Here is a 23,740-nt window from a genome sequence, read left to right on the forward strand (position 1 = left end):
ATGAGAGTTATTTTTATTTGAGGGTTTGAGAGTGTCATCCGGAAAGCATAAGGAGACAAAAACGCACTCCTCACCCTGAAAGGAATCCTGCATGCAGACATTGCCCTCATCCTCCCTTGCCGTGCCGCGCCACGGACTCTCCCGCCTGACGCTGGCCATCCTGGCCGGCCTGCAACTGGGCAGCGCCTGGGCCGCCCCGGCTCCCCGTGAAGAAGCCGCCCCCCGTCCCGACGAAGTCGTGGTGGTGGAGGGTCGCAAGGCCTACGCCGGCGGCCAGGTCGCCGCCGACAACCGGGTCGGCCTGCTCGGCAACAAACCCTTCCTGGAGACGCCGTTCAACACAATCAGCTACACCGAGGAGTACATCGAGGATCGCCAGGCCCAGGACATAGGCGCCGTGGCCGGTGCCACCAACCCCTCGGTCTATGTGCCGAGCAAGCGCAGCCTGTTCGAGACCTTCTACATCCGCGGCTTCAACACCAACGCCAACGACATCACCTTCAACGGCCTCATCGGCATGGCGCCGAACATGCGCAGCTCCACCGAGATGGCCGCGCGGGTCGACGTGCTCAAGGGGCCCTCGGTACTGCTCAACGGCATGCCGCCGGATGGCAGCGTGGGCGGCAACATCAACATAGTGCCCAAGCGCGCCGGCAAGACCCCCCTGGCCAAGGTCACCGCCAGCTATGAATCGGATGGCCTCGGCGGCGTGCACCTGGACCTGGGTCGCCGTTTCGGCGACGAGCAGCAGTGGGGGGTACGCTTCAACGGTGTCTATCGGGACGGGGACACCGCGGTCAACGACCAGCAGCACAAGATGGAGCTCACCTCGGTCGGGCTGGACTGGCGTGGCGAACGGGCCCGCGCCTCGGCCGATCTCTACCGGCAGCACGAGCGGGTGGACGGAGTGAACTACTTCGGCATCTTCTCGGTCGCCAGCCAGGTGACCCAGCTGCCCGAGCCCAAGCGTGGTGACTACTCCCTGGCGCCAGCCTGGGCCTACACCATCAACGACACCAAGGCTGCCGTGCTGCGTGCCGAGTATGATCTGACCGACAACCTCACCGCCTTCATCGCCTGGGGCCAGCGTGACGGCGGCTACAGCGCCCTCATCACCCGCAACACCCTGCTCAACGACGCCGGCGACATCAATGCCATGGCGGCCCGCTCCGAGCGGGACGGCACCCAGCGCTCCGGCGAGGCGGGCCTGCGCGGCACCTTCGGCACCGGCCCGGTCGATCACGCCTGGTCGCTGGCCGCCACCCGCTACACCTCGGAGCAGACCTTCCGGGACAAGATATTCTTCAACCACGCCATGACCAACTACGACCGGCTGGACTTCGGGCCCGCGCCGGATCTCGCCGGGTACGGTGCCGTCACCTCGCGCAGCGAGGCGACCCTGGCGAGCGTGGCGCTGGTCGATACCCTCTCCTTCCTCGATGGCGACCTGCAGTGGACCCTGGGGGCCCGCCGCCAGACGGTCGAGAGCAGCAACTTCAACGGCAGCGGCGACCAGACCGCCCGCTACGAGGAGAGCCGGGTCTCGCCCGCCACCACTCTGCTGGTCAAGCTGCGCGACGATTTCGCCGTCTACACCAACTACATCGAGGGGTTGAGCCAGGGGGGCGCGGCGCCGAACACCGCCAGCAATGCCGGCGAGATCATGAAGCCCTATCAGACCAAGCAGTATGAGGTCGGTGCCAAGCTGGATCTGGGCCACTTCGCCCATACCCTGAGCCTGTTCCAGATCGCCAAGCCGAGCGCCTACACAGACCCCAGATCCAACGTCTACGGGGTCTACGGGGAACAGCGCAACCGCGGCATCGAGTGGGATCTGTTCGGCGAGCTCACCCCCGAGCTGCGCCTGCTGGGCGGGGCCTCCTACACCCAGGCTGAGCTGACCAAGGCGCTCAACGAGAGCAACGTCGGCCACCAGGCCACCGGGGTGCCCAAGTGGATGGCCAAGCTCGGCGCCGAGTACGATCTGGCCGCCGTGCCGGGGCTGACCCTGACCGGCAACACCCAGTTCATCGGCGAGCGGTTCGTCACCGATGACAACCGCCTCTCGCTGCCCTCCTACACCACCTTCGACCTGGGGGCCCGCTACACCATGCGGATCGCCGACCACTCCCTGACCGTGCGGGCCGCGGTGCAGAACCTCACCGGCCGCAACTACTGGATCGGCTCCTGGTCCGGCGGCGACGGCAGCGGCCTCTCCGGCGGCCTGGGGGCGCCACGCACCTTCCAGCTCTCCACCTCGCTCACCTTCTAAGCAGCAGAAAAGCCATTGTCAAAATGGCTTTTCTTTTATGTGTCTCGGATGCCGGCCCGGTCGGCTTGCGCCAGATCGGATTTTCACGCCGCACCGACAGCATCTGACTCACTTGTGCGGTATGCTGTCACGCTCACGATCAACCATGACCTCTGTTGAGGCCTGCCTTATGAAATACCTAGTAGTTCAAACCAAACAGATAGGGGATGTACTGATCTCCACCGCGCTGTGCAACAACCTCAAGCAGAATGACCCAAGCGGCGAGGTTCACTATCTGGTCATGGATTATTGCGCGGGTATGGCGCAGGGCAATCCCAATATCGATCGGCTCATCATCATCGAGAAAGCCAGGCGCAACGAGTGGCGCTACATGAAGGATCTGCTGCTGGCCATTCGCCGTGAACGCTACGACGTGGTGGTCAACAGCCAGGGCCAGATGATCGGCCTGCTCAGCTGCCTCTTCTCCGGTGCCCGCCTGCGCATCGGCTTTGACTCCTTCCCCTGGCGGCTCGGCCACAACCGCATCGTCCGTTTTCGCAAGGACACCGAGTTTCAGGGCAACAGCACCCTGGTCGACGACCGCTTCTCGCTGCTCAAGCCGCTCAAGCTGGCCCGCGAGGATCGCAACTACTACCTCTGGCTGAGTGAAGAAGAGAAACGACAAGGAAGGGATGCCCTGCTGGCCGCTGGCGTCGACCTGAACCGCCCGCTGATCGCCATGGGCGTCAACTCGCTAGGACACTACAAGCGCTGGCCCATCGACTGCTTCGCCAAGGTCGCCCAGTGGCTGATCGAGCAGCACAATGCCCAGATCCTGATCTACTGCGGGCCGGGGGAGGAGGAGTACAACCGCGGCCTGAAACCGCTGCTGCCCGCCGCCCTGCAAGCCAGCGTCTTCGACCACATCAAGACCCGCTCGGTACGGGAGCTGGTGGGGCTGTTCGCCCACTCCCGGCTGTTTGTCGGCAATGATACCGGCCCCCGCCACATGGCGCAGGCCATCGACCTGCCCCTGCTGACCATAGTGGCCCCGGGCGGCGACAAGATCATCGCCAACCCGGTCAACCACCCTCGTTATCAGGCCATCGATGTGTTCGATGCCAAGGGGCCCGGCTTCCAGCTGCCGCAGAACGCGGAGAAGGACTTCATCGACGAAGCCCTGCTGCGCGCCATCACTCCCGAGCTGGTGATTGCACGGCTGACAGCGCTGCCTGATTGGCAAGCAGCCACGCCCTGAAAGTACGCTCGAATTCGGCCAGATCGAGGGAGTTGATATCTTGCTCCCTGGTATTGGCCGAGAACAGCACTGTGGCTGACGGGGAGTTGGGGTGCCACTCCAGGAAGTTCTCGTTGCCGCCACCTATGTCCGGGTTGTAGAGGCCAAGAATGGGCTTGTGCAACCCGGCGGCGATGTGCACCGTCGCAGTGTCCACCGAGATCAACCCCTGACACTGGCGCAGCTGGGCAAACAGCCCGGCCAGCGAGGGTGCATCCGGTGACAACAGCAGGCGCTCCGGTTGACTCAGGCCGGCCCGGATCCCGGCCACTTCTTCTTCCATGCCCGGCGGATAGAGCAGGCAGATGGCGCAAGAGCCGGCCGCCAGCATCTGCTCAATCATCTGGCTGATAAGCTCGGGCCGCAGACGGCGGGAGCTGCCACTGCCGTACGGGTTGAAACAGAGGACCGGCGCGGCCGGCCACCAGCCGGCCAGCGCATCGGGCGGGCTCATGGTCGGGACTATGTACTGCTGATCCGGATTGCTCACGCCGAGCCGCTGCAGCAGCAGGGCAAACTTGTCGGAGAAGTGCATGCCGCTGGAGGCCTTGCCCAGCTTGAGGTTGACCGCCTGCAGGGCATCGTCCATGCCGGCGACCCAATCCGCCCTGACCTGACTGATGAAGAAGATATCCTTCATTTTCAGCATCTTGCCAAAATGCACCAGGCACTCCACTTCCCCCAGCGAATGGGCCAGCCGCTTGAGCTGGCCATAGCCCGGCCGCTTGGGCACCTCTATCACCTTGTCCATGCCGAAATGATCGCGAAACAGGGGCGCTATGGCCGCGGTCGTGACGATCCACACCTCCCGCTCCGGGCTGGCGCGCTTGATCTCGCGGGCCACCCAGGACGAGACGATGGCATCGCCCAGTTTGGCATCCCAGCGCAGCAACACTATCTTCCCCTTGCGCTCGTGCAGCGGAGCCGGCCGCTTGCGATCGAACAGCAGCTGCCCCAGCTTGCGGCGAAGAATGTCACGCTGGAGTTGCAGATCGTTGATTAATGACATGAATCCACCAGAAGAGCCGTTGAATTGGGAGAAGGATAATACCAGCCTGACGCGGCTAGAGCGCCATCAGGGCATCGACCTGACGACTGATCTCGGCCGGCGACAGGGCCGCCAGCTGATCCGTGGTCGACCTCAGCACTATGTTGCGGCCCGCCAGCGGGATGAAGGCATCGCGCCAGCGCTCGTTGTTCATCAACACCAGGGTGGGCACCCCGAAGGAAGAGGAGATATGGATGATGGAGGTATCGGTCGAGATGACCCCTCGCGCATCCTTGATAATCTTGGCGGCATCGAGAATGGTGTCGGGAAACAGCGCTCTCATGTCTTGCCGTGAACAGCCCACGGGCTGCCTGGAGAAGACCAGGTAGGAGATCCCCTTATAGGCAGGCAACTGCGCCAGGATGCCGTCAATCTGCGCCTCCGTCATCGAGTTGCCGACCTGGCTCCCCGTCAGGTTGACCAGCAGATAACGGCCATACGCACGGGTATCCAGCTGCTCATTGCAGGGGGACGGTATGCAGACTGGCACCCCGGTCTGCTCGCCGGTCACGCTGAGCATGCGATAGACGAAGTGATCCCGGCTGGGACGTGACGACACTATGGTGGCCTTCTGGTTGAACAGCGGCAGCAACTTCTGCTGCCCTTCGCTCTTGAAGCGCAGGGGCAACGACTGCAAGCGCCCGTTGGCCAGCAACAGCAACTTGGCCATGGCGATATCATCAGGCTCGTCAAACAGATTGATCACCAGGTCATATCGCCGCTGCCTGAGTTCACGCAGCTTGCACCACATGCTCACCGGCAACAGGGTGTCGTTGAGGGTGATCACGTGACATTCGCCGATCCCGGCGACCGATGCCGCCAGCAGCTGGTTGCGCCGGCTGCACACCAGCTCGAGCCGCGCGGCGGGGTAGATCTCCCTGAGCCGAGCGATGGCGGGCAGGGTAAGAATGAAGTCGCCGATGGCGTCATAACCGACCACCAGCACTCTCTCCACCTGCGCTCCGGCAGGGCATGGGGCGGCGTCAGGCTCTCTGCCAATCAGCCATCTGGCAATGGAATGGGTAAGCAACTTTTTGAGGTTCATGGGTCATCCAGCATGTGTGGCCGCTGCTTTGGCAAGGCCCGCAGGGTGCCGACCCGCCGTCGGCACGCTCCGCCCTATTTCAGATAGTGGCCGTAGGCCCTGTCATCTATGGTGGTGGTGAACAGATCCACATCCAGACAGCTGGGTTCCACCCCGGATGCGGTCAGGCCGTTGAGCTGCAGGCGGCCGGTCAGATAGTCGGAAGGCATCCGCAGCGGATAGGCGCACTGCAACAGCTTCTTGGCCCCGGTCAGACTCAGCACATACCCTGCGGTAGAGAGCACACCTCGTTTGGAGGTGCGGCTGGGGGTCAGGTATCTGGCGAGTCGATAACCACCCGGCAGGGATGACAGGAACGGCCAGCGTTTGGCTTTACCATGGTGCAGGAAGACGATTTCCGATTTGCAGGAGTGCACTATGGCCTCGATGATGGCCTTGCTGTGCATGTGCAGGTAGATGTCATCCTCCAGCACCACGCAGCGCTCAATGCCCTCGGCCACGATGCGCTCATAAAGCCGGATATGGCTCATGGCACAACCTATCTCGCCAAAGCTCAGCGCATGACCGCACACCTCCTTGGCCAGTTCAAAATCCACCTTGGCCAGTTCGGCACTGCTCAACGCCTTCCCGTCGGTTGCGTCTACAAATTCGAAATCTATGCCCAAATGCGCCATCTGCTGGACAACCATCGCCCGTCGCTCAACGCTGCGAGCCAAACTGATGACAAAAACTGGAATCATGACGTACGGGTATCCTTTTTCAACTCATGGGCAAACCAGATGAAAACCAGGCTGAGTGTGTACAGATAGAGCACACCTTGATGCTCAAACGGCACATCACTCAATGAATTAACTGAAAACGCCAGCGGCACCAGCACCCCGGCGGAAATCTTGCTGATGTTGGTCGCGGCAAGGTAGAGAGGCCAACCCAGAAAAACCAGCAGCGCGACAAAGCCGATGCCGCCCCGGATCACCAGGTTCTGCATGTACTGGTTATGGGAATGGGCCAGCGCCGGATGAAAGATCAGCTCGGAAATCTGATGGTTGTTGACCTGCGTCTGCTTCAGCGCATCAAAACCATCGGTACCCACCCCGACAACCGGCGAATCCAGAAAGCCCAGCCAGGCGCTCTGCCAGGCAATCACCCGCAGGCCCCAGGAGGAGTCAAAAGAGCCGTTTTCTGCCGATTTAAGATCCGACACGGCTTCGGCAACCCGCACCTGTACCAGCTGGTTGGTCTGATAGATGGCGCCTGTCGTGGCCATGCAGAGTACGGCGACGGCAATGTATTTCCAGGGTTTGAAGTAGGCCTTGTAGCAGATGACGTAGGCGAGAATGATCCCGAAGGCGAGCCAGACCCCCCGACTCTGGGAGAGATACAGAGCAAACAGGGCAGCGAGCAGGCCAACCAGAGCCCCCCCTCTCAGCCAGGCGGCCAGTTGCCCCTGCTGAAAGACAAACCAGTTGAGAATCGCCAGGGCAAGTGCCGCCTGCGAGAAGAGAATGGCATTGGTGAACCCCTCCACCCTGACGATACCGTGATGGTACTGCCAGAAGCTGAGGATCCCGAGCCCGACGCCACCCAGCACGATGGCCAGGTACCCCAGCATCAGCAGCACGGGTTTGCGCGGCATCATCAGCGCGAAGACAGCGACATAAAACAGCCCTCGCATCACCCCGTACTGATCGCCATGGATCAACCGGTTCACGAAGATCATGACGGCGTACACCAGCAGGCCCCAGAGAATCCGGCGATCCCTGAGCCCAACATCCCGCTGCTTGCCGACAAAGTAGTTCAACAGACCGAAGATCCCGGTCACCGCCAGCAGGTTGGACTGCATGCTCTGGCCGGCTGGCACCAGAAACAGGCCGCAAAAGGCAAAGATGATGGTCAGTCCGAACAGGGCTGTCGTCACCTTATCGAGCAAAACGAGGCTTCTGCTGAGCATCAATCACGATTTCCTGAAGACATAGTTACCCCGGATCTTGCGCCACAGGCCAAACACATCGGTACGCGGGAAGATGGCGATGCGGCGGATCCGGAAAGGGTCCTGGTGCATGGCTCTGGGCCCGCTGTTGGTGGCCACGGCAAAACGGTAGCCCGCCGCCATCGCCTGCGCCTTGGCGCTCTCATCCATATCCCCATAAGGGTAGGCGAACGACAGCAAAGGGTGGCCAAGCAGAGTCTCGAGTTGCCGCTTGTTCTCTTGTATTTCATGGGCTTGCTGCTCGGGTGCAAGCTTGCTCAATCTGGGGTGGGTCAGGGTATGGCCGCCGATCTCCACATGGCCGGAGGCCACCAGCGCCTTGAGCTGCTCGCCATTCATCAGGTCCACCCGGGTGTCCGGGTTGCTCGCCTGCTCCACGTCCCAGCGGTTATACCCTTCCCCCGTGACCACGTATACCACGGCTTTGTAACCATATTTTTCCAGCAGCGGCAGCATGCGGGTCAGGTTGTCCTGATAGCCGTCGTCGGCCGTGATCATCAGGTATCTCTTGCCGTATTGCAGACGATGGATGAATCCCTTGTCCGCCAGGTCGCGAAACGTCAGGGTCTCATAACCCAGCCACTTCAGCAGGCGCAGGTGCTTTTCGAACATGGCGATCGGCATCCAGGTACCGTGCACCCCCTTCTCGCTCTCGTGTTCGATGAAGCGGTGGTACATGATGACCGGCATCTCGCGGCGCAGGGTCTCGACCACCGCATCCTGATAGATGGACTCCAGCCCGGAGACGACTCCTGCCAAGCCATACTCGGCCTGAATGCGCTGACGGATAACGTCGGAGACGCTGCCGCTGGCCAGAGCCGGGGCAATCTGCGTCTGCAGCGCGGCAAAATCGATAGCCAGATCCTTGGGACCTATGTCGCCGAAGTTGCTGGCCAGCGCCTCATCCAGATTCTGCCCGGTCACCAAGCCGATGGCCTTGGCCTCGCCGATGGCAAACGCCGGACGACCGCACAACAGGGCTTCCATCGCTACCCGACCGGCACCGATCACCAGATCGCATTGCGCCATCAGGGCAGGGACATCCTCCACGTAACCGACGAAATCGACCCGGTCACGAAAACGCACGAAGCGCTCGGGCAGCTGGCTGCCACTCACCACCTTCACCTGGCAGGCATCCAGATCCAGCACTTCATCCAGCAACCGGTAGCAGAGCTCCCCCTTGGGGCCGCTGAGCCGACCTATGATGGCGATCACCGGCTTGGCGTTGTCCGGAGCCGGCACGGGCTGGAACTTGTCGGTCTCGATGCCGTTGCGCAGCACCTGTACGATGGCCGGATCCACCCCCAGGTTGTCGATGATCTGGCTGGCGATATCTTCGCACACTGCCACCGCCCGAAAACCGAGGGCATGAAAGGCCTTGCGGGAGGCATGCACCGGCTGGCGCCCGTGTACCGTGGTGATCATGGGTGTGCCGGTCAGCTTGCAGGCCACATAGCTGCTCCAGCCGGAGGCGCGCGAGTGGGCATGCACCAACTGGATATGATGCTTCTTGATGAGGTAGACGAGGTAAAACACGTGCCAGAAACGGCGCAGTATGCTGCGCTTGTTGAATCGCAGCTTGAATACCTGGCCCAGCGTGGGCTTGGTCAGGGTGTCCGATACGTAGAAAACCTGGTGGCCACGCCGGGTCAATTCGTTACCGACCGTGGTGGCATAGACCTCAGCTCCCGTCACTTCGAGCTGGGAGAGTGCCATCAATATATTCATGGGAGGGTATCCGAACGACGGGTGGCCAGCAGCCACCCGTCAGAGGGGGATCAAGCCCGGTTCAACCAGGCCATGTAGTCGGCCACGCCTTCGGCCACGGTCTTGAACTCGGCGTCATAGCCGACACCGCGCAGCTTGGTCATGTCCGCCTGGGTGAAGCTCTGATAGCGGCCCTTGAGGTGATCCGGGAAGGGAATGTACTCGACGGCGCCCTTCTGGTGATGCTTGATCACCGCCTCGGCCACGTTCTGGAACGGCTCGGCACGACCGGTACCGCAGTTGAAGATGCCGGAGTGCTGCGGATTCTGCCAGAACCAGAGGTTCACCTTGCAGACGTCATCCACATAGATGAAGTCGCGCATCTGACCGCCGTTGGGGAAACCGTCGCAGCCTTCGAACAGCTTGGGATTTTCGCCCTTCTTTACCTGGGTGTTGAGGTGGAAGGCAACCGAGGCCATGGAGCCCTTGTGCTGCTCGCGCGGGCCATAGACGTTGAAGTACTTGAGGCCGACTACCTGAGAGTTGATCTCCGGCATCCAGCGGCGCACATACTGGTCGAACAGCTGCTTGGAGTAGCCGTAGACGTTGAGCGGCTGCTCGAACTTGGGATCTTCGATGAAGTTGTCGTTGCGCCCGCCGTAGGTCGCGGCGGAAGAGGCGTAGATGAACGGAATTTCCCGCTCGATGCAGTAGTGGAACAGATCCTTGGAGTACTCGTAGTTGACCTCCATGATGAACTTGCCGTTCCACTCGGTGGTGGCGGAGCAGGCACCTTCGTGGAAGATCACCTCGATGCCGTCCCACTCTTCAAACTCGTCACCGGAGACGATCCGCGCCTGGAACTCATCCTTATCCATGTAATCGGCAATGGTCAGATCGACCAGATTGACGAACTTGGTGCCGTCGGTCAGATCATCGATGACCACGATGTCGGTCCGTCCTTGAGCGTTCAGCTGCTTGACCAGATTGCTGCCGATAAAGCCAGCACCGCCAGTTACTACGATCATGGAGTTTGCCTCGCGTACGTTGATGGTCACATGTGACTGCCTGTTAAAGCTGTGTATAGTGAGCCAATTTAAAATTGCCGAAAAGTTTATCACGGGCCGCAGGGGGATTCGACCTTGACGAGATCGCCCCCGGGACCCGGCAGAGGGAGCAGCGATGAAAACCAGAGACAGGATCATTCACAGCGCCACCGAGCTGTTCAACGATCAGGGTGAGCGCAACATCACCACCAACCACATTGCCGCCCACCTCGGCATCAGCCCAGGCAACCTCTATTACCACTTCCGCAATAAAGAAGACATCATCCACTCCATCTTCGACCAGTACGCCCGTCACCTGAGCGAGAGCTTCACGCCGGCCCGCAGCGACGAGATCAAGCTGGAAAACCTGATGGGCTATCTGGATGCCATCTTCTATCTGATGTGGCAGTTCCGCTTTTTCTACGCCAACCTGCCGGACATTCTCAGTCGCGACGAGCCGCTGCAGCAGAAGTACCTCAAGGCCCAGGAGCAGTTGCGCGCCGCCGTGGTAGCCCTGCTCAGAAGCCTGCGCGAGGGCGGCATCATAGACGTCAGCGATGAGGATCTGCCGGATCTGGGCCAGACCATCAAGATGGTGGTGACCTGCTGGATCCCGTTCCAGATCGCCCAGGCTCCCAGCACCCGCATCACCAAGCCACTGCTCTATCAGGGCGTCTTGCGGGTGCTGTTTCTGCTGCGCCCCTATGTGCAGCCACAGGTGGCCGAACAGATCCGCCAGCTGGAGCAGCATTACCGTCAACTGGCCCAACCAGCTGGGTGAGATCTGTTTCACATTTGTTGAACATCAGCACAATAATTTGAATTCACCGCAACAGATTGCAGTAAAATGTCGTCCTCTGTTGATACGCAGCTGAAATAGCCAATGAGGATCGAGGATGTCTAACGGATTCTATCGTCACCTGACCGAGCAGCTTGAGCAGGTACAGGCTGAAGGATTGTACAAGCAGGAACGCGTCATCAGCTCGGCCCAGCAGGCCCGGATTGCGGTGGGCGGCGAGCAGGTGCTGAACTTCTGTGCCAACAACTATCTGGGACTGGCCAACCACCCCGATCTGATCGAAGCGGCCCACCAGGGGCTGGACAGCCACGGCTTCGGCATGGCCTCGGTCCGTTTCATCTGCGGTACCCAGGATCAGCACAAGGCGCTGGAGCAGAAGCTGTCAGCCTTCCTCGGCACCGAAGACACCATCCTCTACTCTTCCTGCTTCGATGCCAACGGCGGTCTGTTCGAGACGCTGTTTGGCGCCGAAGACGCCATCATCTCCGATGCCCTCAACCACGCCTCCATCATAGATGGGGTGCGGTTGTGCAAGGCCAAGCGCTATCGCTACGCCAACAATGACATGGCCGAGCTGGAAGCCCAGCTCAAGCAGGCCGATGCCGATGGCGCCCGCTTCAAGCTGATCGCCACCGACGGCGTCTTCTCCATGGATGGCGTCATCGCCGACCTCAAATCCATCTGCGATCTGGCTGACAAGTACGATGCGCTGGTGATGGTGGATGACTCCCATGCCGTTGGCTTCATCGGTGAGAACGGCCGCGGCACCCACGAATATTGTGGCGTGATGGAGCGGGTCGACATCATCACCGGCACCCTGGGCAAGGCGCTCGGCGGCGCCTCCGGCGGTTACACCTCCGGCAAGAAAGAGGTGATCGACTGGCTGCGTCAGCGCTCCCGCCCCTATCTCTTCTCCAACTCGCTGGCCCCCTCCATCGTCGCGGCCACCATCAAGGTGATCGACATGCTGGCCGACGGCCACGATCTGCGTGCCAGCCTGAAGGAGAACAGCCAGTACTTCCGCGAGCGGATGAGCGCCGCCGGTTTTACCCTGGCCGGCGCCGATCACGCCATCATCCCGGTGATGCTCGGAGACGCCAAGCTGGCAGCCGAGATGGCGAGCCGCATGCTGGCCGCCGGCATCTATGTGGTGGGCTTCTCCTTCCCGGTCGTGCCCAAGGGCCAGGCCCGCATCCGCACCCAGATGTCCGCCGCCCATACCCGCGAACAGCTGGATCAGGCCATCGATGCCTTCATTCGCATCGGCCGCGAACTCGGCATCATCTGATTTGAATCAAGGGGCCCGGCGCCCCTTTTTTCTGCGTTCATCGTGAAGGAACAACCATGAAAGCACTCTCCAAACTGCACAAAGAAGTCGGCATCTGGATGACGGACGTACCGGCCCCCGAACTCGGCCACAACGACCTGCTCATCAAGATCCGCAAGACCGCCATCTGTGGCACCGATATCCACATCTACAACTGGGACGAATGGTCACAGAAGACCATCCCGGTGCCCATGGTGGTCGGCCACGAATACGTCGGTGAAGTCGTTGCCGTGGGCCAGGAAGTGCGCGGCTTCGCGGTCGGTGACCGGGTCTCCGGCGAAGGCCACATCACCTGTGGCCACTGCCGCAACTGCCGTGCCGGCCGCACCCACCTGTGCCGCAACACCATAGGTGTCGGCGTCAACCGCCCCGGCGCTTTTGCCGAGTACCTGGTGATCCCGGCCTTCAACGCCTTCAAGCTGCCGGACAACATCCCGGATGAGCTGGCCGCCATCTTCGATCCGTTCGGCAACGCGGTGCACACCGCCCTCTCCTTCGACCTGGTGGGTGAAGACGTGCTGATCACCGGCGCCGGCCCCATCGGCATCATGGCTGCCGCCGTCTGCCGCCATGTGGGTGCCCGTCACGTGGTGATCACCGACGTCAACGAGTACCGGCTCGAGCTGGCCCGCAAGATGGGCGCCACCCGCGCCGTCAACGTGGCCAAGGAGCAGCTCTCCGACGTGATGAGCGAGCTTGGCATGACCGAGGGGTTCGACGTGGGGCTGGAGATGTCCGGCGTCCCCTCCGCCTTCCAGGACATGATCGACAAGATGAACCACGGCGGCAAAATCGCCATGCTCGGCATTCCCCCCGCCACCATGGCCATCGACTGGGGCAAGGTGATCTTCAAAGGACTGTTCATCAAGGGGATTTACGGCCGCGAGATGTTCGAAACCTGGTACAAGATGGCGAGCCTCATCCAGTCCGGGCTCGATCTCTCCCCCATCATCACCCACCGCTTCCACATCGACGACTTCCAGCAGGGCTTCGATGCCATGCGCTCCGGCCAGTCCGGCAAGGTGATCCTCAGCTGGGACAAATAAGCCTTTCAGCACGTCAATCAGATGAAACCCGGTGAAAACCGGGTTTCTTTTTTGCAGGCCGGCCTCGCCAGTTTGTGATCCGACGAAGAAACTTTGCACGCAGAGTGCTTAACACTTCACACACAAGCGTTTAAATGGCTGTAACTATTCGGTTATAATCCAGTCGTTTTCTAGGGATAATAAAAGCCTGCTGGGAGTACATGAGCGTGTTGAAAAAACTGAGCTATTTGCTGGCGGTCGGGATGACGGCCGCCAGTTTGTCCGGTGCCGTGCTGGCTGCCGATGATATGTCGCCGGAAGCCATTGCCGAGCGCATCAAGCCGGTCGGTCAGGTCTATACCGCCAAGGATCTGGAAGGGATTGCGACCGCAGGCGCAGCCCCTGCGGCGGCCGCGTCATCCGGCCCGCGCGACGGTGAAGCCGTGTTCAAGGGCGCCTGCTTCGCCTGTCACGATGCCGGCATCGCCGGCGCGCCCAAGCGCGGCGACAAGGCTGCCTGGGAGCCTCGTATCGCGCAAGGCATTGAAACACTTAAGAAACATGCCATTGCCGGCTTCGCAGGCAAGACCGGCGTCATGCCACCCAGAGGGACTTGCGCCACCTGTAGCGATGAAGAGATCGAAAACGCCATTCACTACATGATCGACAAGCTCTAAGTGATTGAAAGGGCCGCATATGCGGCCCTTTCAATCTGATGACTTCCGACTACTCTTTGAAGGGTAGATAAATCGGGAGTCACTCATGTCAGCGCAACCCACAGCACCACATTACTCGACTCCCTTGCTGGCGTTGGTTTCCGCTATTATGGATTTCCCCGCCCCCTCCGTCGCCACCGCCAAAGATTACGACACCCTGATCCAGCAGCTGAACCAGCTCTGCCCGTTGCAACATTTCGGCATGCTCGGCCTGTCGGAAGCCGGACTGCACTGGGTGTGTGAATACCAGGTCCCCGACAGTTTCAAATTGCAGCTGGGGCTGGAAGAGTCACGCATCACGGATCAACTGGCCCAGCTGGACGAAGCCGAGGGTTGGTGCACCCTGCCGGTCGAACACGGTCAGATCCAGTGGTTGCTGGCCTGCTGCCAGCCCAAGGAGCTGCCGACGCTGCGCCTGTTGCTGGAGTGCCTGGCCAAACGGCTGAACGAGACCCAAGCTGGCTCCCAGCTGTCAGAGCTGGCCTCGCCGCTCATTCGCAAGGATCCGGACTGGCAGAGAAAGATCGAGAGCATCAACCGCATCATCCGGCTGGCCAACACCCTGCCCAGCCAGGCGCTCTTCTCCCAGCTCGAGGCTGTGTTGCGCCAGATGCTCGCCATTCAGGACATGCTGCTGGTACGCATCGACAGCCACCGGCTGGAGAAGATCTACCCGGAACTACCCCACCACAGCGACGAATTCATCACCGGGCTGTGCCACAGCACCAACAACATTGAGCAGCACAAGGAGCAGCTTTACTGGTATAGCCAGCCGCTGCGGCTCCAGCAGCAGTACTTCGCCCACTTTCTCATCAGCCTGCAACAACCGCTGGAAACCGACGACCGGCTGTTTCTCGACTTCCTGCGCAGCCAGCTGACTCTGCTGCTGGAGCTGAGACGGATCCGCCAGCAGCTCCACGACATCAACTCGGAAGACTCCATCAACCAGCGGCTGCAGCAGTTGCGCCAGACCAACCTCAGACTGCAGAAGCAGTTGAAGCAGCACCAGGAGTTGGAACGCCGACTGCAATTCGATGCCCTGCACGACCCGCTGACCCAGCTACCCAACCGGGCACTGTTGATGAACCACCTCAACCACGCCATGACCCACTTTCACCGCTACAAGTCGCCCGGGTTTTCGCTGATCTTCATCGATGTGGACCACTTCAAGCAGGTCAACGACACTCTCGGCCATAGCGCCGGCGACCAGCTGCTCAAGGAGATGAGCCGCCGCCTACAAACCTGCATACGACAAAACGACATGGTGGCAAGGCTGGGGGGGGACGAGTTCGTCATCTATCTGGACAGCAGCAAGACCGAGGAAGATATCAGCCCGGTGCTCAACCGCATCATCAGCCGCCTCTCCTATCCCTTCCGGCTGATGGGCAACGAACTCGGCATCACGGTGAGTCTCGGGGTCGCCAGCGTATCGGAACAGACATCCGACATCAGCCAGCTGTTGCATCAGGCCGACCTGGCCATGTACCAGGCCAAGCGCAACGGCCGCAGCCGCATCGTCAGCTATTCGGAAGAGTGCTCGGCCCAGACCTGGGCCTCACCGGAAGAGATGCTGGCCAGAGCGCTGCGGGCAGGCCGCATCGTGCCCTATTTCCAGCCGGTGATCCGGCTCAAGGACAGCCGCCTGACCGGGCTGGAGGTCATGGCACGCTGGATCACCGAAGAGGGGGTGCTCAAGGACGCATTCGACTTCATCCCGCTGGCGGAGCAGTCTGGCCTCATTCAGGAGCTGGATTACCAGATCCTGCGCCACACCTGCCAGCAGCTGAAGGAGTGGCTGCCGCTCTCCGGCCAGAGCAAGTTCAAGGTGGCCATCAACCTGTCCGGCAAGCATCTGGTCAGCCATGAACAGATCATGCAACTGGTCGAGATCATCGAATCCGAAGGGATCTCCCCCGGCTATCTGATTTTCGAATTCAACGAACGGGAACTGTCACGACAGGATTCCGATGCCCTCACCTCCCTGCACGAGCTGAGGGCCAAGGGCATTCAGATCAGCCTGGATGACTTCGGTACCGGCTTCTCTTCCCTCAATGCCCTGTTCCACTTCCCGGTGGACTACATCAAGGTGGATGACAGCTTCACCCATCGCATGCTGCAATCTCCCAAGGATCTGGCGCTCATTCGCGCCATGCGCGACATCTGCCAGGATCTGGACTTCACCCTGGTGGTGGAAGGGATAGAGAACCAGCAGCAACTGCAGAAGCTGATCGACCTGGGCTGCCTGATGGGCCAGGGGCGCTACATTTCACCACCCATGCCGGGCGCCGACATCACGCCCCTGCTGACCCAGAGCAAATAAGCGGAGCGACTCAATCCTTCTTGAACATGGCGCGCAGATTGGCCACCGCCATCTGCCCCTTCTGCTGGCGCTCCTCGGCGGTCACCTTCTTCTGGTTTTCCCACTCCAGATCATCCTGGGGCAATTCCAGCAGGAAGCGGCTCGGCTCCGGTCGTACCGACTCGCCAAACTGGCGCCGCTCCTTGCAGAGGGTGAAGGTGAGCTCGGTCTGGGCCCGGGTGATCCCCACGTAGGCGAGGCGCCGCTCCTCTTCCACGTTGTCCTCGTCGATGCTGGTCTGGTGAGGCAGCAACCCCTCCTCCATACCCACCATGTAGACATAGGGAAACTCCAGCCCCTTGGAGGCGTGCAGGGTCATCAGCTGCACCTGATCCGCCTCATCCTCCCCCTCGTTGCGCTCCATCATGTCGCGCAGAGTGAGACGGGTCACGACTTGAGCGAGCGTCATCGACTCTTCCAGCTCGTCCCCCTCCAGCATCTCGCTGATCCAGCGATAGAGGGTGGAGACGTTCTGCATCCGCATCTCGGCCGCCTTCGGGCTGGGGGAGGTCTCGTAGAGCCACTCCTCGTAGTGGATCTCCTTGATCATGTCCCGCACCGCCTCCACCGGGTTGCCGCGCAGGGCCTGATCACCGAGCCGCACCAGCCAGTTGGTGAAAGCCTGCAGCGCGGTGAGGCCACGACCGGATAGGTGCTGTTCCAGCCCCAGCTCGAAGCTGGCGGAAAACAGGCTCTTGCCGCGCTGATTGGCGTACTGACCCAGCTTCTCGAGCGTGGTGGGACCGATCTCGCGCCGCGGCAGGTTGACCACTCGCAGGAAGGCGGTGTCCTCGTCCGGATTCACCAGCAACTTGAGGTAGGCCATGATGTCCTTGATCTCGGTACGAGAGAAGAAGGAGGTGCCGCCCGAGATGCGATAGGGGATGCGGTTGGTCATCAGCGCCTTCTCGAAGATGCGCGACTGATGGTTGCCCCGGTAGAGGATGGCGTAATCCTTGAAGCGGGTGCGATTCATGAACTTGTGACCCATCAGCTCGGCGGCGATGCGCTCCGCCTCGTGCTCCTCGTTCTTGGCAAACAGCACCTTGAGCTTCACCCCCTCGTCCAGCTCGGAGAAGAGGGCCTTGTCGTAGACGTGGGGGTTGTTGGCGATCAGGATGTTGGCGCACTTGAGGATGCGCCGCTTGGAGCGGTAGTTCTGCTCCAGCTTGATGAGCCGCAGATTGGGGAAGTCCTCGTTCAGCAGCACCAGGTTCTGCGGCTTGGCACCGCGCCAGGAGTAGATGGACTGGTCGTCGTCTCCCACTACGGTGAAGCGGGCCCGCTCGCCGACGATCTGCTTCACCAGCTCGTACTGGCTGGTGTTGGTGTCCTGGTATTCATCGACCAGCAGATAGCGGATCTTGCTCTGCCAGCGCTCGCGCACCTCCTGGTTGCTCTTGAGCAGCAAGGTCGGCATCACGATGAGGTCGTCAAAATCCAGCGCGTTGTAGGCCACCATCTGGCGGTGGTAGCGCTCGTAGAGCTGGGCCATCAGCACCTCTTCCGGCCCGCGGGCGATGCGCATGGCCCGAGCCGGCAGGATGAGGTCGTTCTTCCAGTTGGAGATCTGGCTGATAAGAGCCGAGAGCTTGTCCTTGTCGTTGTCGAGCTCCTCCTCGGTCAGCTCCTTGAGCAGCGCCAGCTGATCGGTGTCGTCGAACAGTGAGAAGTTGGCCTTGAGGTTCAGGCTCTTGTGCTCGCGGCGAATGATCTCGAGCCCCAGGGTATGGAAGGTGGAGACCATCAGCCCCCGCGCCTCCTTGCGACCCAGGGTCTGGCCGACCCGCTCCTTCATCTCCCGCGCCGCCTTGTTGGTAAAGGTGACCGCCGCTATGTTGCGCGCGTTGTAGCCGCACTGCTGCACCAGATAGGCAATCTTGTTGGTGATGACGCGGGTCTTGCCCGATCCGGCACCCGCCAGCACCAGGCAAGGGCCGGAGACATACTTGACCGCTTCGTTCTGATTGGGGTTGAGCTTCATGGGCCGGATCTCTTGGCTTATGATGAGGGGCGGCATTGTAACAGAAATCACCCGGCCAGCCCCATCGAGCAATAGCTCGCCAGATGCCTTGTGTTCGGCGGCGGTTTTCAGGATCATGACCGACTTTTCGAGATGATGACCACTTTTCCAGACAGTGAGGGGAGCATGAACCAGCAACAGCACGACCGGCTGCGCAGCCAGTTTCCGGCCTTGGAGCAGGAGGTCAACGGCCACCCGCTGGTCTATCTGGACAATGCCGCCACCACCCAGAAGCCGCAAACCGTGCTGGATGCGATCAATCACTACTATCGGGCCGACAACGCCAATGTGCACCGTGCCGCCCACGCCCTGAGCGGCCGGGCCACCCGCGCCTTCGAAGATGCCCGCGAGACTGTCGCTCGCTTTATCAATGCCCCTCGCAGCCACGAGGTGATATGGACCCGTGGCACCACGGAGGCGATCAACCTGATGGCCCAGAGCTGGGGGATAAGCGAGCTGAGGGCGGGGGATGAAGTCGTGCTCAGCACCCTGGAACACCACGCCAACATCGTCCCGTGGCAATTGGTCGCCCAGCGCACCGGCGCCGTCATCCGGGTCGTCCCCCTCGATGAGCGGGGCGATCTCGACATGGCCGCCTATCTGGCCATGCTGGGACCACGTACCCGACTGGTGAGCGTGGCTCACGTCTCCAATGCCCTCGGTACCGTCAACCCGGTCGAACAGATAGTGGCGGCCGCCAAGGCGGTCGGCGCCCTGACCCTGATCGACGGCGCCCAGGCAGTGGCTCACCTGGAGGTAGATGTGCAGGCCATCGGCTGCGACTTCTACGCCTTCTCCGGCCACAAGCTCTACGGCCCGACCGGTATCGGCGTGCTGTGGGGGCGCACCGAACTGCTGGAGCGGATGCCGCCTTGGCAGGCCGGTGGCGAGATGATCGACAGGGTCAGCTTCAGCGGCACTACCTTCAATAGCCTGCCCTTCAAGTTCGAGGCGGGCACGCCCCATATCGCCGGCGCCATCGGCCTGGCCGCCGCCATCGATTTTGTGATGGAGCAAGACCGGGGGTTGCTGGCCAGCCATGAAGCGGTGCTGACCGACTATCTGGTCGCCGGCCTGCGTCAGATACCTGGGCTGCGTCTGGTCGGCGAACCCGGTCAGCGTGCCGGCGCCGTCTCCTTCCTGCTAAGGGATATCCACCCGCAGGATGCCGCCACCCTGCTCGACATGCAGGGGATCGCCCTACGGGTCGGCCACCACTGCGCCATGCCGCTGATGGAATCGCTCGGTATCGGCGGCACCCTGCGAGCCTCGCTGGCCTGCTACAACAACCGGGACGATGTGGACGCCCTGCTGGCCGCCCTGCACAAACTCAGTGACTTCTTCTAAGGCAGACAACCCTATGAACAGCCTCGCAACCTATACCCGGATCGGCCTTGAGCCCGACGCCGATACCATCCGCCAGCAGTTTGCGGCGGCGAACGGCTGGGAGAACCAGTACCGCCTTATCATCCAACTCGGCAAGCTGCTACCCACCTTGCCAGCAGAGTGGCAGCAGGAAGAGAACCGCTTGAAAGGGTGCGAGAGCCAGGCCTGGCTCAAGGGAGAGGTGGGTGAGGACGGCAACTGGCATTTTGCCTGCGACTCCGACGCCCGCATCGTGCGTGGTCTTATCGTCATCGTGCTGGCGGCACTCAATCATCAGACTGCCGACGCTATCCAGGCTTTCGATATGGATACTTATTTCAGCGAGCTAGGGCTCGAGAAACACCTGAGCCCGTCGCGGGGCAACGGGCTCAGGGCAATCGTGTTGGCGATCCGGCAACAGGCCGTCTAACCCGCCTTGTTCAGTGGTCGATCAGGCCTCACTAATCGACCCTGTGTCTTCATTCCCAGCTTCTTTCTCGGCACGGGCTCCCCGTTCGGCAATCTTCTTCAATACCCGGGAGGCGGCGACCAGACCGAAGGTCGCCGTCACCGGCGTCACGGCGCCAAAGCCAGAGGCGCAATCCATCTTCATGTTGCCGTCGCTGGCCGCTTTGGCCTGACAGGTGCCACCATTACCATCCGGGTAGCTCAACTGCTCGGTTGAGAAGACACACTCCACCCCGAACTTGCGCGCCGGATTCTTGCTGAAGTTGTGTAGCCGGCGCAGGTCAGAGCGCACCTTGGCGGCCAGCGGATCCTGAATGGTCTTGGCCAGATCGGCCACGGTGATCCGGGTGGGGTCCATCTGCCCACCGGCGCCGCCCGCCACAATCACCGGAATCTTGTTGCGCTTGCAGAAGGCAATCAGCGCCACCTTGGCCTTGACCGAGTCGATGGCATCCACCACATAGTCAAACTCCCGCTTGATATGCTCGGCCAAGTTGTCGGCGGTAACGAAGTCATCCACCTCGATCACCTCGCAATCCGGGTTGATGGCACGAATGCGCTCGGCCATCACCTCCGTCTTGAGGCGACCGACCGTGCCCTGCATGGCGTGGATCTGGCGGTTGGTGTTGGTGATGCAGATGTCGTCCATGTCGATCAGGGTGATCTGGTTGATGCCGGCACGGGCCAGCGCCTCTGCCGCCCAGGAACCGACGCCGCCGATCCCGACCACGCAGACTCTCGCCTGGCTGAAGGAGCCAAGTCCACTCTGACCATAAAGACGGGCAATGCCCCCGAATCGCTGTAGATACTCTGCTTTCATACCACCACCTTGCTTGAGGGCGGCCATTATAGCGACAACCATGGGCGGCGGCGAATTTCAGATAAACATGAAACGGGATGGAACGGCGAAGTCGGGTCAGCTGAGATGGGGATAGGGGATCGTAGAGACGAAAAAAGCCCAGTCGTTAGACTGGGCTTCTTAAGTAGTGGCGGAGCGGACGGGACTCGAACCCGCGACCCCCGGCGTGACAGGCCGGTATTCTAACCGACTGAACTACCGCTCCGCATTCGGTTAGCTTTCGCTAAATCTTTTGCCGCTTCTTCTGAGGTGTCATCCTCGCAGCCGGTCATGTCTTTCACATCACCGTTTAATTGGGTGCCTGGCAGTGTCCTACTCTCGCATGGCGAATGCCACACTACCATCGGCGCTACAGCGTTTCACTTCTGAGTTCGGCATGGGGTCAGGTGGTTCCACTGCGCTATTGCCGCCAGGCAAAAATCTTCAATCTGAAAAAGCTGATTTAATTCTTCGTTCTCGGTATCTGCTACAAGCCTTCGAACACTTCTTGGGTGTTGTATGGTTAAGCCTCACGGGTAATTAGTATGGGTTAGCTCAACACGTCGCCGCGCTTACACACCCCACCTATCAACGTTGTGGTCTCCAACGGCCCTTTAGGACCCTCAAGGGGTCAGGGATGACTCATCTCAGGGCTCGCTTCCCGCTTAGATGCTTTCAGCGGTTATCGATTCCGAACTTAGCTACCGGGCAGTGCCACTGGCGTGACAACCCGAACACCAGAGGTTCGTTCACTCCGGTCCTCTCGTACTAGGAGCAACTCCCTTCAATCATCCAACGCCCACGGCAGATAGGGACCGAACTGTCTCACGACGTTCTGAACCCAGCTCGCGTACCACTTTAAATGGCGAACAGCCATACCCTTGGGACCGACTTCAGCCCCAGGATGTGATGAGCCGACATCGAGGTGCCAAACACCGCCGTCGATATGAACTCTTGGGCGGTATCAGCCTGTTATCCCCGGAGTACCTTTTATCCGTTGAGCGATGGCCCTTCCATTCAGAACCACCGGATCACTATGACCTACTTTCGTACCTGCTCGACCTGTCCGTCTCGCAGTTAAGCTGGCTTATGCCATTGCACTAACCTCCTGATGTCCGACCAGGATTAGCCAACCTTCGTGCTCCTCCGTTACTCTTTGGGAGGAGACCGCCCCAGTCAAACTACCCACCAGGCACTGTCCGCGAGCCCGATTCAGGGCCCTGCGTTAGAACATCAAACATACAAGGGTGGTATTTCAAGGACGGCTCCAGCGCAACTGGCGTCACGCCTTCAAAGCCTCCCACCTATCCTACACATGTAGGTTCAATGTTCAGTGCCAAGCTGTAGTAAAGGTTCACGGGGTCTTTCCGTCTAGCCGCGGGTACACCGCATCTTCACGGCGAATTCGATTTCACTGAGTCTCGGGTGGAGACAGCATGGCCATGGTTACACCATTCGTGCAGGTCGGAACTTACCCGACAAGGAATTTCGCTACCTTAGGACCGTTATAGTTACGGCCGCCGTTTACCGGGGCTTCGATCAAGAGCTTCGCTTGCGCTAACCCCATCAATTAACCTTCCGGCACCGGGCAGGTGTCACACCCTATACGTCCACTTTCGTGTTTGCAGAGTGCTGTGTTTTTGATAAACAGTCCCAGCCATCTGGTCACTGCGACTCCCGTCAGCTCCATCCGCAAGGGACTTCACCAACAAGAGCGTACCTTCTCCCGAAGTTACGGTACTATTTTGCCTAGTTCCTTCACCCGAGTTCTCTCAAGCGCCTTGGTATTCTCTACCCGACCACCTGTGTCGGTTTGGGGTACGATGACTTGTAATCTGAAGCTTAGAGGCTTTTCCTGGAAGCAGGGCATCAATGGCTTCCACACCGTAGTGTGTTCGTCTCGTGTCTCAGTGTTGTGTCTCCGGATTTGCCTAGAAACACCACCTACGCACTTTCACCAGGACAACCGTCGCCTGGCCCACCTAGCCTTCTCCGTCCCCCCATCGCAATTACAAGTCGTGCAGGAATATTAACCTGCTTCCCATCGATTACGCCTTTCGGCCTCACCTTAGGGGTCGACTCACCCTGCCCCGATTAACGTTGGACAGGAACCCTTGGTCTTCCGGCGAGGAGGCTTTTCACCCCCTTTATCGTTACTTACGTCAGCATTCGCACTTCTGATATCTCCAGCATGCCTCTCGACACACCTTCGCAGACTTACAGAACGCTCCCCTACCACTCACGCTTAGCGTGAATCCGCGGCTTCGGTGCCTGGTTTGAGCCCCGTTACATCTTCCGCGCAGGCCGACTCGACTAGTGAGCTATTACGCTTTCTTTAAATGATGGCTGCTTCTAAGCCAACATCCTAGCTGTCTGAGCCTTCCCACATCGTTTCCCACTTAACCAGAACTTTGGGACCTTAGCCGGCGGTCTGGGTTG

General features: G+C 60.5%; 17 protein-coding genes, 1 tRNA gene and 2 rRNA genes (1 of these 20 only partly in view). 9 read left to right on the forward strand and 11 right to left on the reverse strand.

The window, feature by feature from the left end; all coding sequences use genetic code 11:
* Positions 1-91: 91 nt before the first annotated feature.
* Together I6L33_RS03775 and I6L33_RS03780 are read left to right on the forward strand one after the other, a co-directional pair.
* Positions 92-2,272: a TonB-dependent siderophore receptor gene (locus tag I6L33_RS03775; RefSeq protein WP_216973585.1), complete on the forward strand. Its 2,181-nt coding sequence runs from the start codon at positions 92-94 to the stop codon at positions 2,270-2,272.
* Between the two features lie 169 nt (positions 2,273-2,441).
* On the forward strand, positions 2,442-3,509 hold the full coding sequence (locus I6L33_RS03780; protein ID WP_216973586.1) for a glycosyltransferase family 9 protein: 1,068 nt from the start codon (positions 2,442-2,444) through the stop codon (positions 3,507-3,509).
* Here I6L33_RS03780 and I6L33_RS03785 read toward each other — a convergent pair.
* From I6L33_RS03785 to rfaD, 6 genes are all read right to left on the reverse strand, one after another.
* The gene (locus I6L33_RS03785; protein WP_216973587.1) at positions 3,445-4,557 is read right to left on the reverse strand and encodes a glycosyltransferase family 9 protein; all 1,113 of its coding nucleotides are present in this window, start codon (positions 4,555-4,557) and stop codon (positions 3,445-3,447) included. The genes I6L33_RS03780 and I6L33_RS03785 overlap by 65 nt on opposite strands.
* 55 nt (positions 4,558-4,612) lie before the next feature.
* Positions 4,613-5,641: a glycosyltransferase family 9 protein gene (locus I6L33_RS03790; RefSeq protein WP_216973588.1), complete on the reverse strand. Its 1,029-nt coding sequence runs from the start codon at positions 5,639-5,641 to the stop codon at positions 4,613-4,615.
* 74 nt (positions 5,642-5,715) lie between these two features.
* The gene (locus I6L33_RS03795) at positions 5,716-6,381 is read right to left on the reverse strand and encodes a glycosyltransferase family 25 protein (protein ID WP_005306929.1); all 666 of its coding nucleotides are present in this window, start codon (positions 6,379-6,381) and stop codon (positions 5,716-5,718) included.
* Positions 6,378-7,592: an O-antigen ligase gene (locus I6L33_RS03800; RefSeq protein ID WP_010635677.1), complete on the reverse strand. Its 1,215-nt coding sequence runs from the start codon at positions 7,590-7,592 to the stop codon at positions 6,378-6,380. Before I6L33_RS03800 ends, I6L33_RS03795 begins: the two co-directional genes overlap by 4 nt.
* A complete protein-coding gene (locus tag I6L33_RS03805; protein ID WP_216973589.1) occupies positions 7,593-9,356 on the reverse strand; it encodes a polysaccharide deacetylase family protein in 1,764 nt (587 codons plus the stop codon).
* A gap of 50 nt (positions 9,357-9,406) precedes the next feature.
* Entirely contained in the window at positions 9,407-10,363 is a 957-nt protein-coding gene (rfaD, locus tag I6L33_RS03810; RefSeq protein WP_005306938.1) for an ADP-glyceromanno-heptose 6-epimerase, read from the reverse strand.
* 154 nt (positions 10,364-10,517) lie between these two features.
* Here rfaD and I6L33_RS03815 point away from each other — a divergent pair, with 154 nt between their 5' ends.
* The 5 genes from I6L33_RS03815 (at position 10,518) to I6L33_RS03835 (ending at position 16,568) form a co-directional block, all read left to right on the forward strand.
* Positions 10,518-11,162: a TetR/AcrR family transcriptional regulator gene (locus I6L33_RS03815; protein ID WP_005306940.1), complete on the forward strand. Its 645-nt coding sequence runs from the start codon at positions 10,518-10,520 to the stop codon at positions 11,160-11,162.
* 115 nt (positions 11,163-11,277) lie between these two features.
* Complete coding sequence (locus tag I6L33_RS03820; protein ID WP_216973590.1) at positions 11,278-12,468, forward strand: glycine C-acetyltransferase; 1,191 nt, start codon at positions 11,278-11,280, stop codon at positions 12,466-12,468.
* 56 nt (positions 12,469-12,524) lie between these two features.
* Positions 12,525-13,553 (forward strand): L-threonine 3-dehydrogenase, encoded by a 1,029-nt coding sequence (tdh, locus tag I6L33_RS03825; protein ID WP_005306946.1) that lies wholly within the window; start codon positions 12,525-12,527, stop codon positions 13,551-13,553.
* Positions 13,554-13,753: 200 nt separating this feature from the next.
* Positions 13,754-14,209, forward strand: coding sequence for a cytochrome c5 family protein (locus I6L33_RS03830; RefSeq protein ID WP_017786998.1), 456 nt, complete (start codon positions 13,754-13,756; stop codon positions 14,207-14,209).
* An 85-nt stretch (positions 14,210-14,294) separates the two neighbouring features.
* Entirely contained in the window at positions 14,295-16,568 is a 2,274-nt protein-coding gene (locus I6L33_RS03835; RefSeq protein ID WP_216973591.1) for a bifunctional diguanylate cyclase/phosphodiesterase, read from the forward strand.
* A 10-nt stretch (positions 16,569-16,578) separates the two neighbouring features.
* Here the strand turns inward: I6L33_RS03835 and rep are convergent, their stop codons facing one another.
* Positions 16,579-18,591 carry a DNA helicase Rep gene (gene rep / locus I6L33_RS03840; protein WP_017779449.1) on the reverse strand — a complete coding sequence of 671 codons (2,013 nt, stop codon included), beginning with the start codon at positions 18,589-18,591 and terminating at the stop codon, positions 16,579-16,581.
* Between the two features lie 165 nt (positions 18,592-18,756).
* On the opposite strand from rep, the gene I6L33_RS03845 reads away from it, so the two are divergent.
* Together I6L33_RS03845 and I6L33_RS03850 are read left to right on the forward strand one after the other, a co-directional pair.
* Positions 18,757-19,977, forward strand: a complete 1,221-nt coding sequence (locus tag I6L33_RS03845) for an aminotransferase class V-fold PLP-dependent enzyme (protein WP_213344537.1) — start codon at positions 18,757-18,759, stop codon at positions 19,975-19,977.
* A 13-nt stretch (positions 19,978-19,990) separates the two neighbouring features.
* On the forward strand, positions 19,991-20,425 hold the full coding sequence (locus I6L33_RS03850; protein WP_010635669.1) for a SufE family protein: 435 nt from the start codon (positions 19,991-19,993) through the stop codon (positions 20,423-20,425).
* 21 nt (positions 20,426-20,446) lie between these two features.
* On the opposite strand, the gene tcdA is transcribed toward I6L33_RS03850, so the two are convergent.
* From tcdA to I6L33_RS03870, 4 genes are all read right to left on the reverse strand, one after another.
* Complete coding sequence (gene tcdA / locus I6L33_RS03855) at positions 20,447-21,283, reverse strand: tRNA cyclic N6-threonylcarbamoyladenosine(37) synthase TcdA (RefSeq protein WP_213344536.1); 837 nt, start codon at positions 21,281-21,283, stop codon at positions 20,447-20,449.
* Between the two features lie 167 nt (positions 21,284-21,450).
* Positions 21,451-21,527 (reverse strand) — tRNA-Asp (locus I6L33_RS03860).
* A 94-nt stretch (positions 21,528-21,621) separates the two neighbouring features.
* A 5S ribosomal RNA gene (gene rrf, locus I6L33_RS03865) occupies positions 21,622-21,736 on the reverse strand.
* Positions 21,737-21,820: 84 nt separating this feature from the next.
* Positions 21,821-23,740, reverse strand: a 23S ribosomal RNA gene (locus I6L33_RS03870) (it continues 969 nt past the right edge of the window).

The organism is Aeromonas sp. FDAARGOS 1403, from assembly GCF_019047325.1.
GTDB classification, from domain to species: Bacteria; Pseudomonadota; Gammaproteobacteria; order Enterobacterales; family Aeromonadaceae; genus Aeromonas; species Aeromonas dhakensis.

What these genes read in the sequence shown, in the direction of transcription:
- I6L33_RS03830 (WP_017786998.1), top strand. Translation starts at nt 13,754, where the DNA reads ATGAGCGTGTTGAAAAAACTGAGCTATTTGCTGGCGGTCGGGATGACG.
- I6L33_RS03790 (WP_216973588.1), bottom strand. Translation starts at nt 5,641, where the DNA reads ATGAACCTCAAAAAGTTGCTTACCCATTCCATTGCCAGATGGCTGATT.
- I6L33_RS03820 (WP_216973590.1), top strand. Translation starts at nt 11,278, where the DNA reads ATGTCTAACGGATTCTATCGTCACCTGACCGAGCAGCTTGAGCAGGTA.
- I6L33_RS03815 (WP_005306940.1), top strand. Translation starts at nt 10,518, where the DNA reads ATGAAAACCAGAGACAGGATCATTCACAGCGCCACCGAGCTGTTCAAC.
- I6L33_RS03805 (WP_216973589.1), bottom strand. Translation starts at nt 9,356, where the DNA reads ATGAATATATTGATGGCACTCTCCCAGCTCGAAGTGACGGGAGCTGAG.
- I6L33_RS03835 (WP_216973591.1), top strand. Translation starts at nt 14,295, where the DNA reads ATGTCAGCGCAACCCACAGCACCACATTACTCGACTCCCTTGCTGGCG.
- I6L33_RS03845 (WP_213344537.1), top strand. Translation starts at nt 18,757, where the DNA reads ATGAACCAGCAACAGCACGACCGGCTGCGCAGCCAGTTTCCGGCCTTG.
- rep (WP_017779449.1), bottom strand. Translation starts at nt 18,591, where the DNA reads ATGAAGCTCAACCCCAATCAGAACGAAGCGGTCAAGTATGTCTCCGGC.
- I6L33_RS03785 (WP_216973587.1), bottom strand. Translation starts at nt 4,557, where the DNA reads ATGTCATTAATCAACGATCTGCAACTCCAGCGTGACATTCTTCGCCGC.
- I6L33_RS03780 (WP_216973586.1), top strand. Translation starts at nt 2,442, where the DNA reads ATGAAATACCTAGTAGTTCAAACCAAACAGATAGGGGATGTACTGATC.
- I6L33_RS03850 (WP_010635669.1), top strand. Translation starts at nt 19,991, where the DNA reads ATGAACAGCCTCGCAACCTATACCCGGATCGGCCTTGAGCCCGACGCC.
- tdh (WP_005306946.1), top strand. Translation starts at nt 12,525, where the DNA reads ATGAAAGCACTCTCCAAACTGCACAAAGAAGTCGGCATCTGGATGACG.
- I6L33_RS03775 (WP_216973585.1), top strand. Translation starts at nt 92, where the DNA reads ATGCAGACATTGCCCTCATCCTCCCTTGCCGTGCCGCGCCACGGACTC.
- rfaD (WP_005306938.1), bottom strand. Translation starts at nt 10,363, where the DNA reads ATGATCGTAGTAACTGGCGGTGCTGGCTTTATCGGCAGCAATCTGGTC.
- I6L33_RS03795 (WP_005306929.1), bottom strand. Translation starts at nt 6,381, where the DNA reads ATGATTCCAGTTTTTGTCATCAGTTTGGCTCGCAGCGTTGAGCGACGG.
- tcdA (WP_213344536.1), bottom strand. Translation starts at nt 21,283, where the DNA reads ATGAAAGCAGAGTATCTACAGCGATTCGGGGGCATTGCCCGTCTTTAT.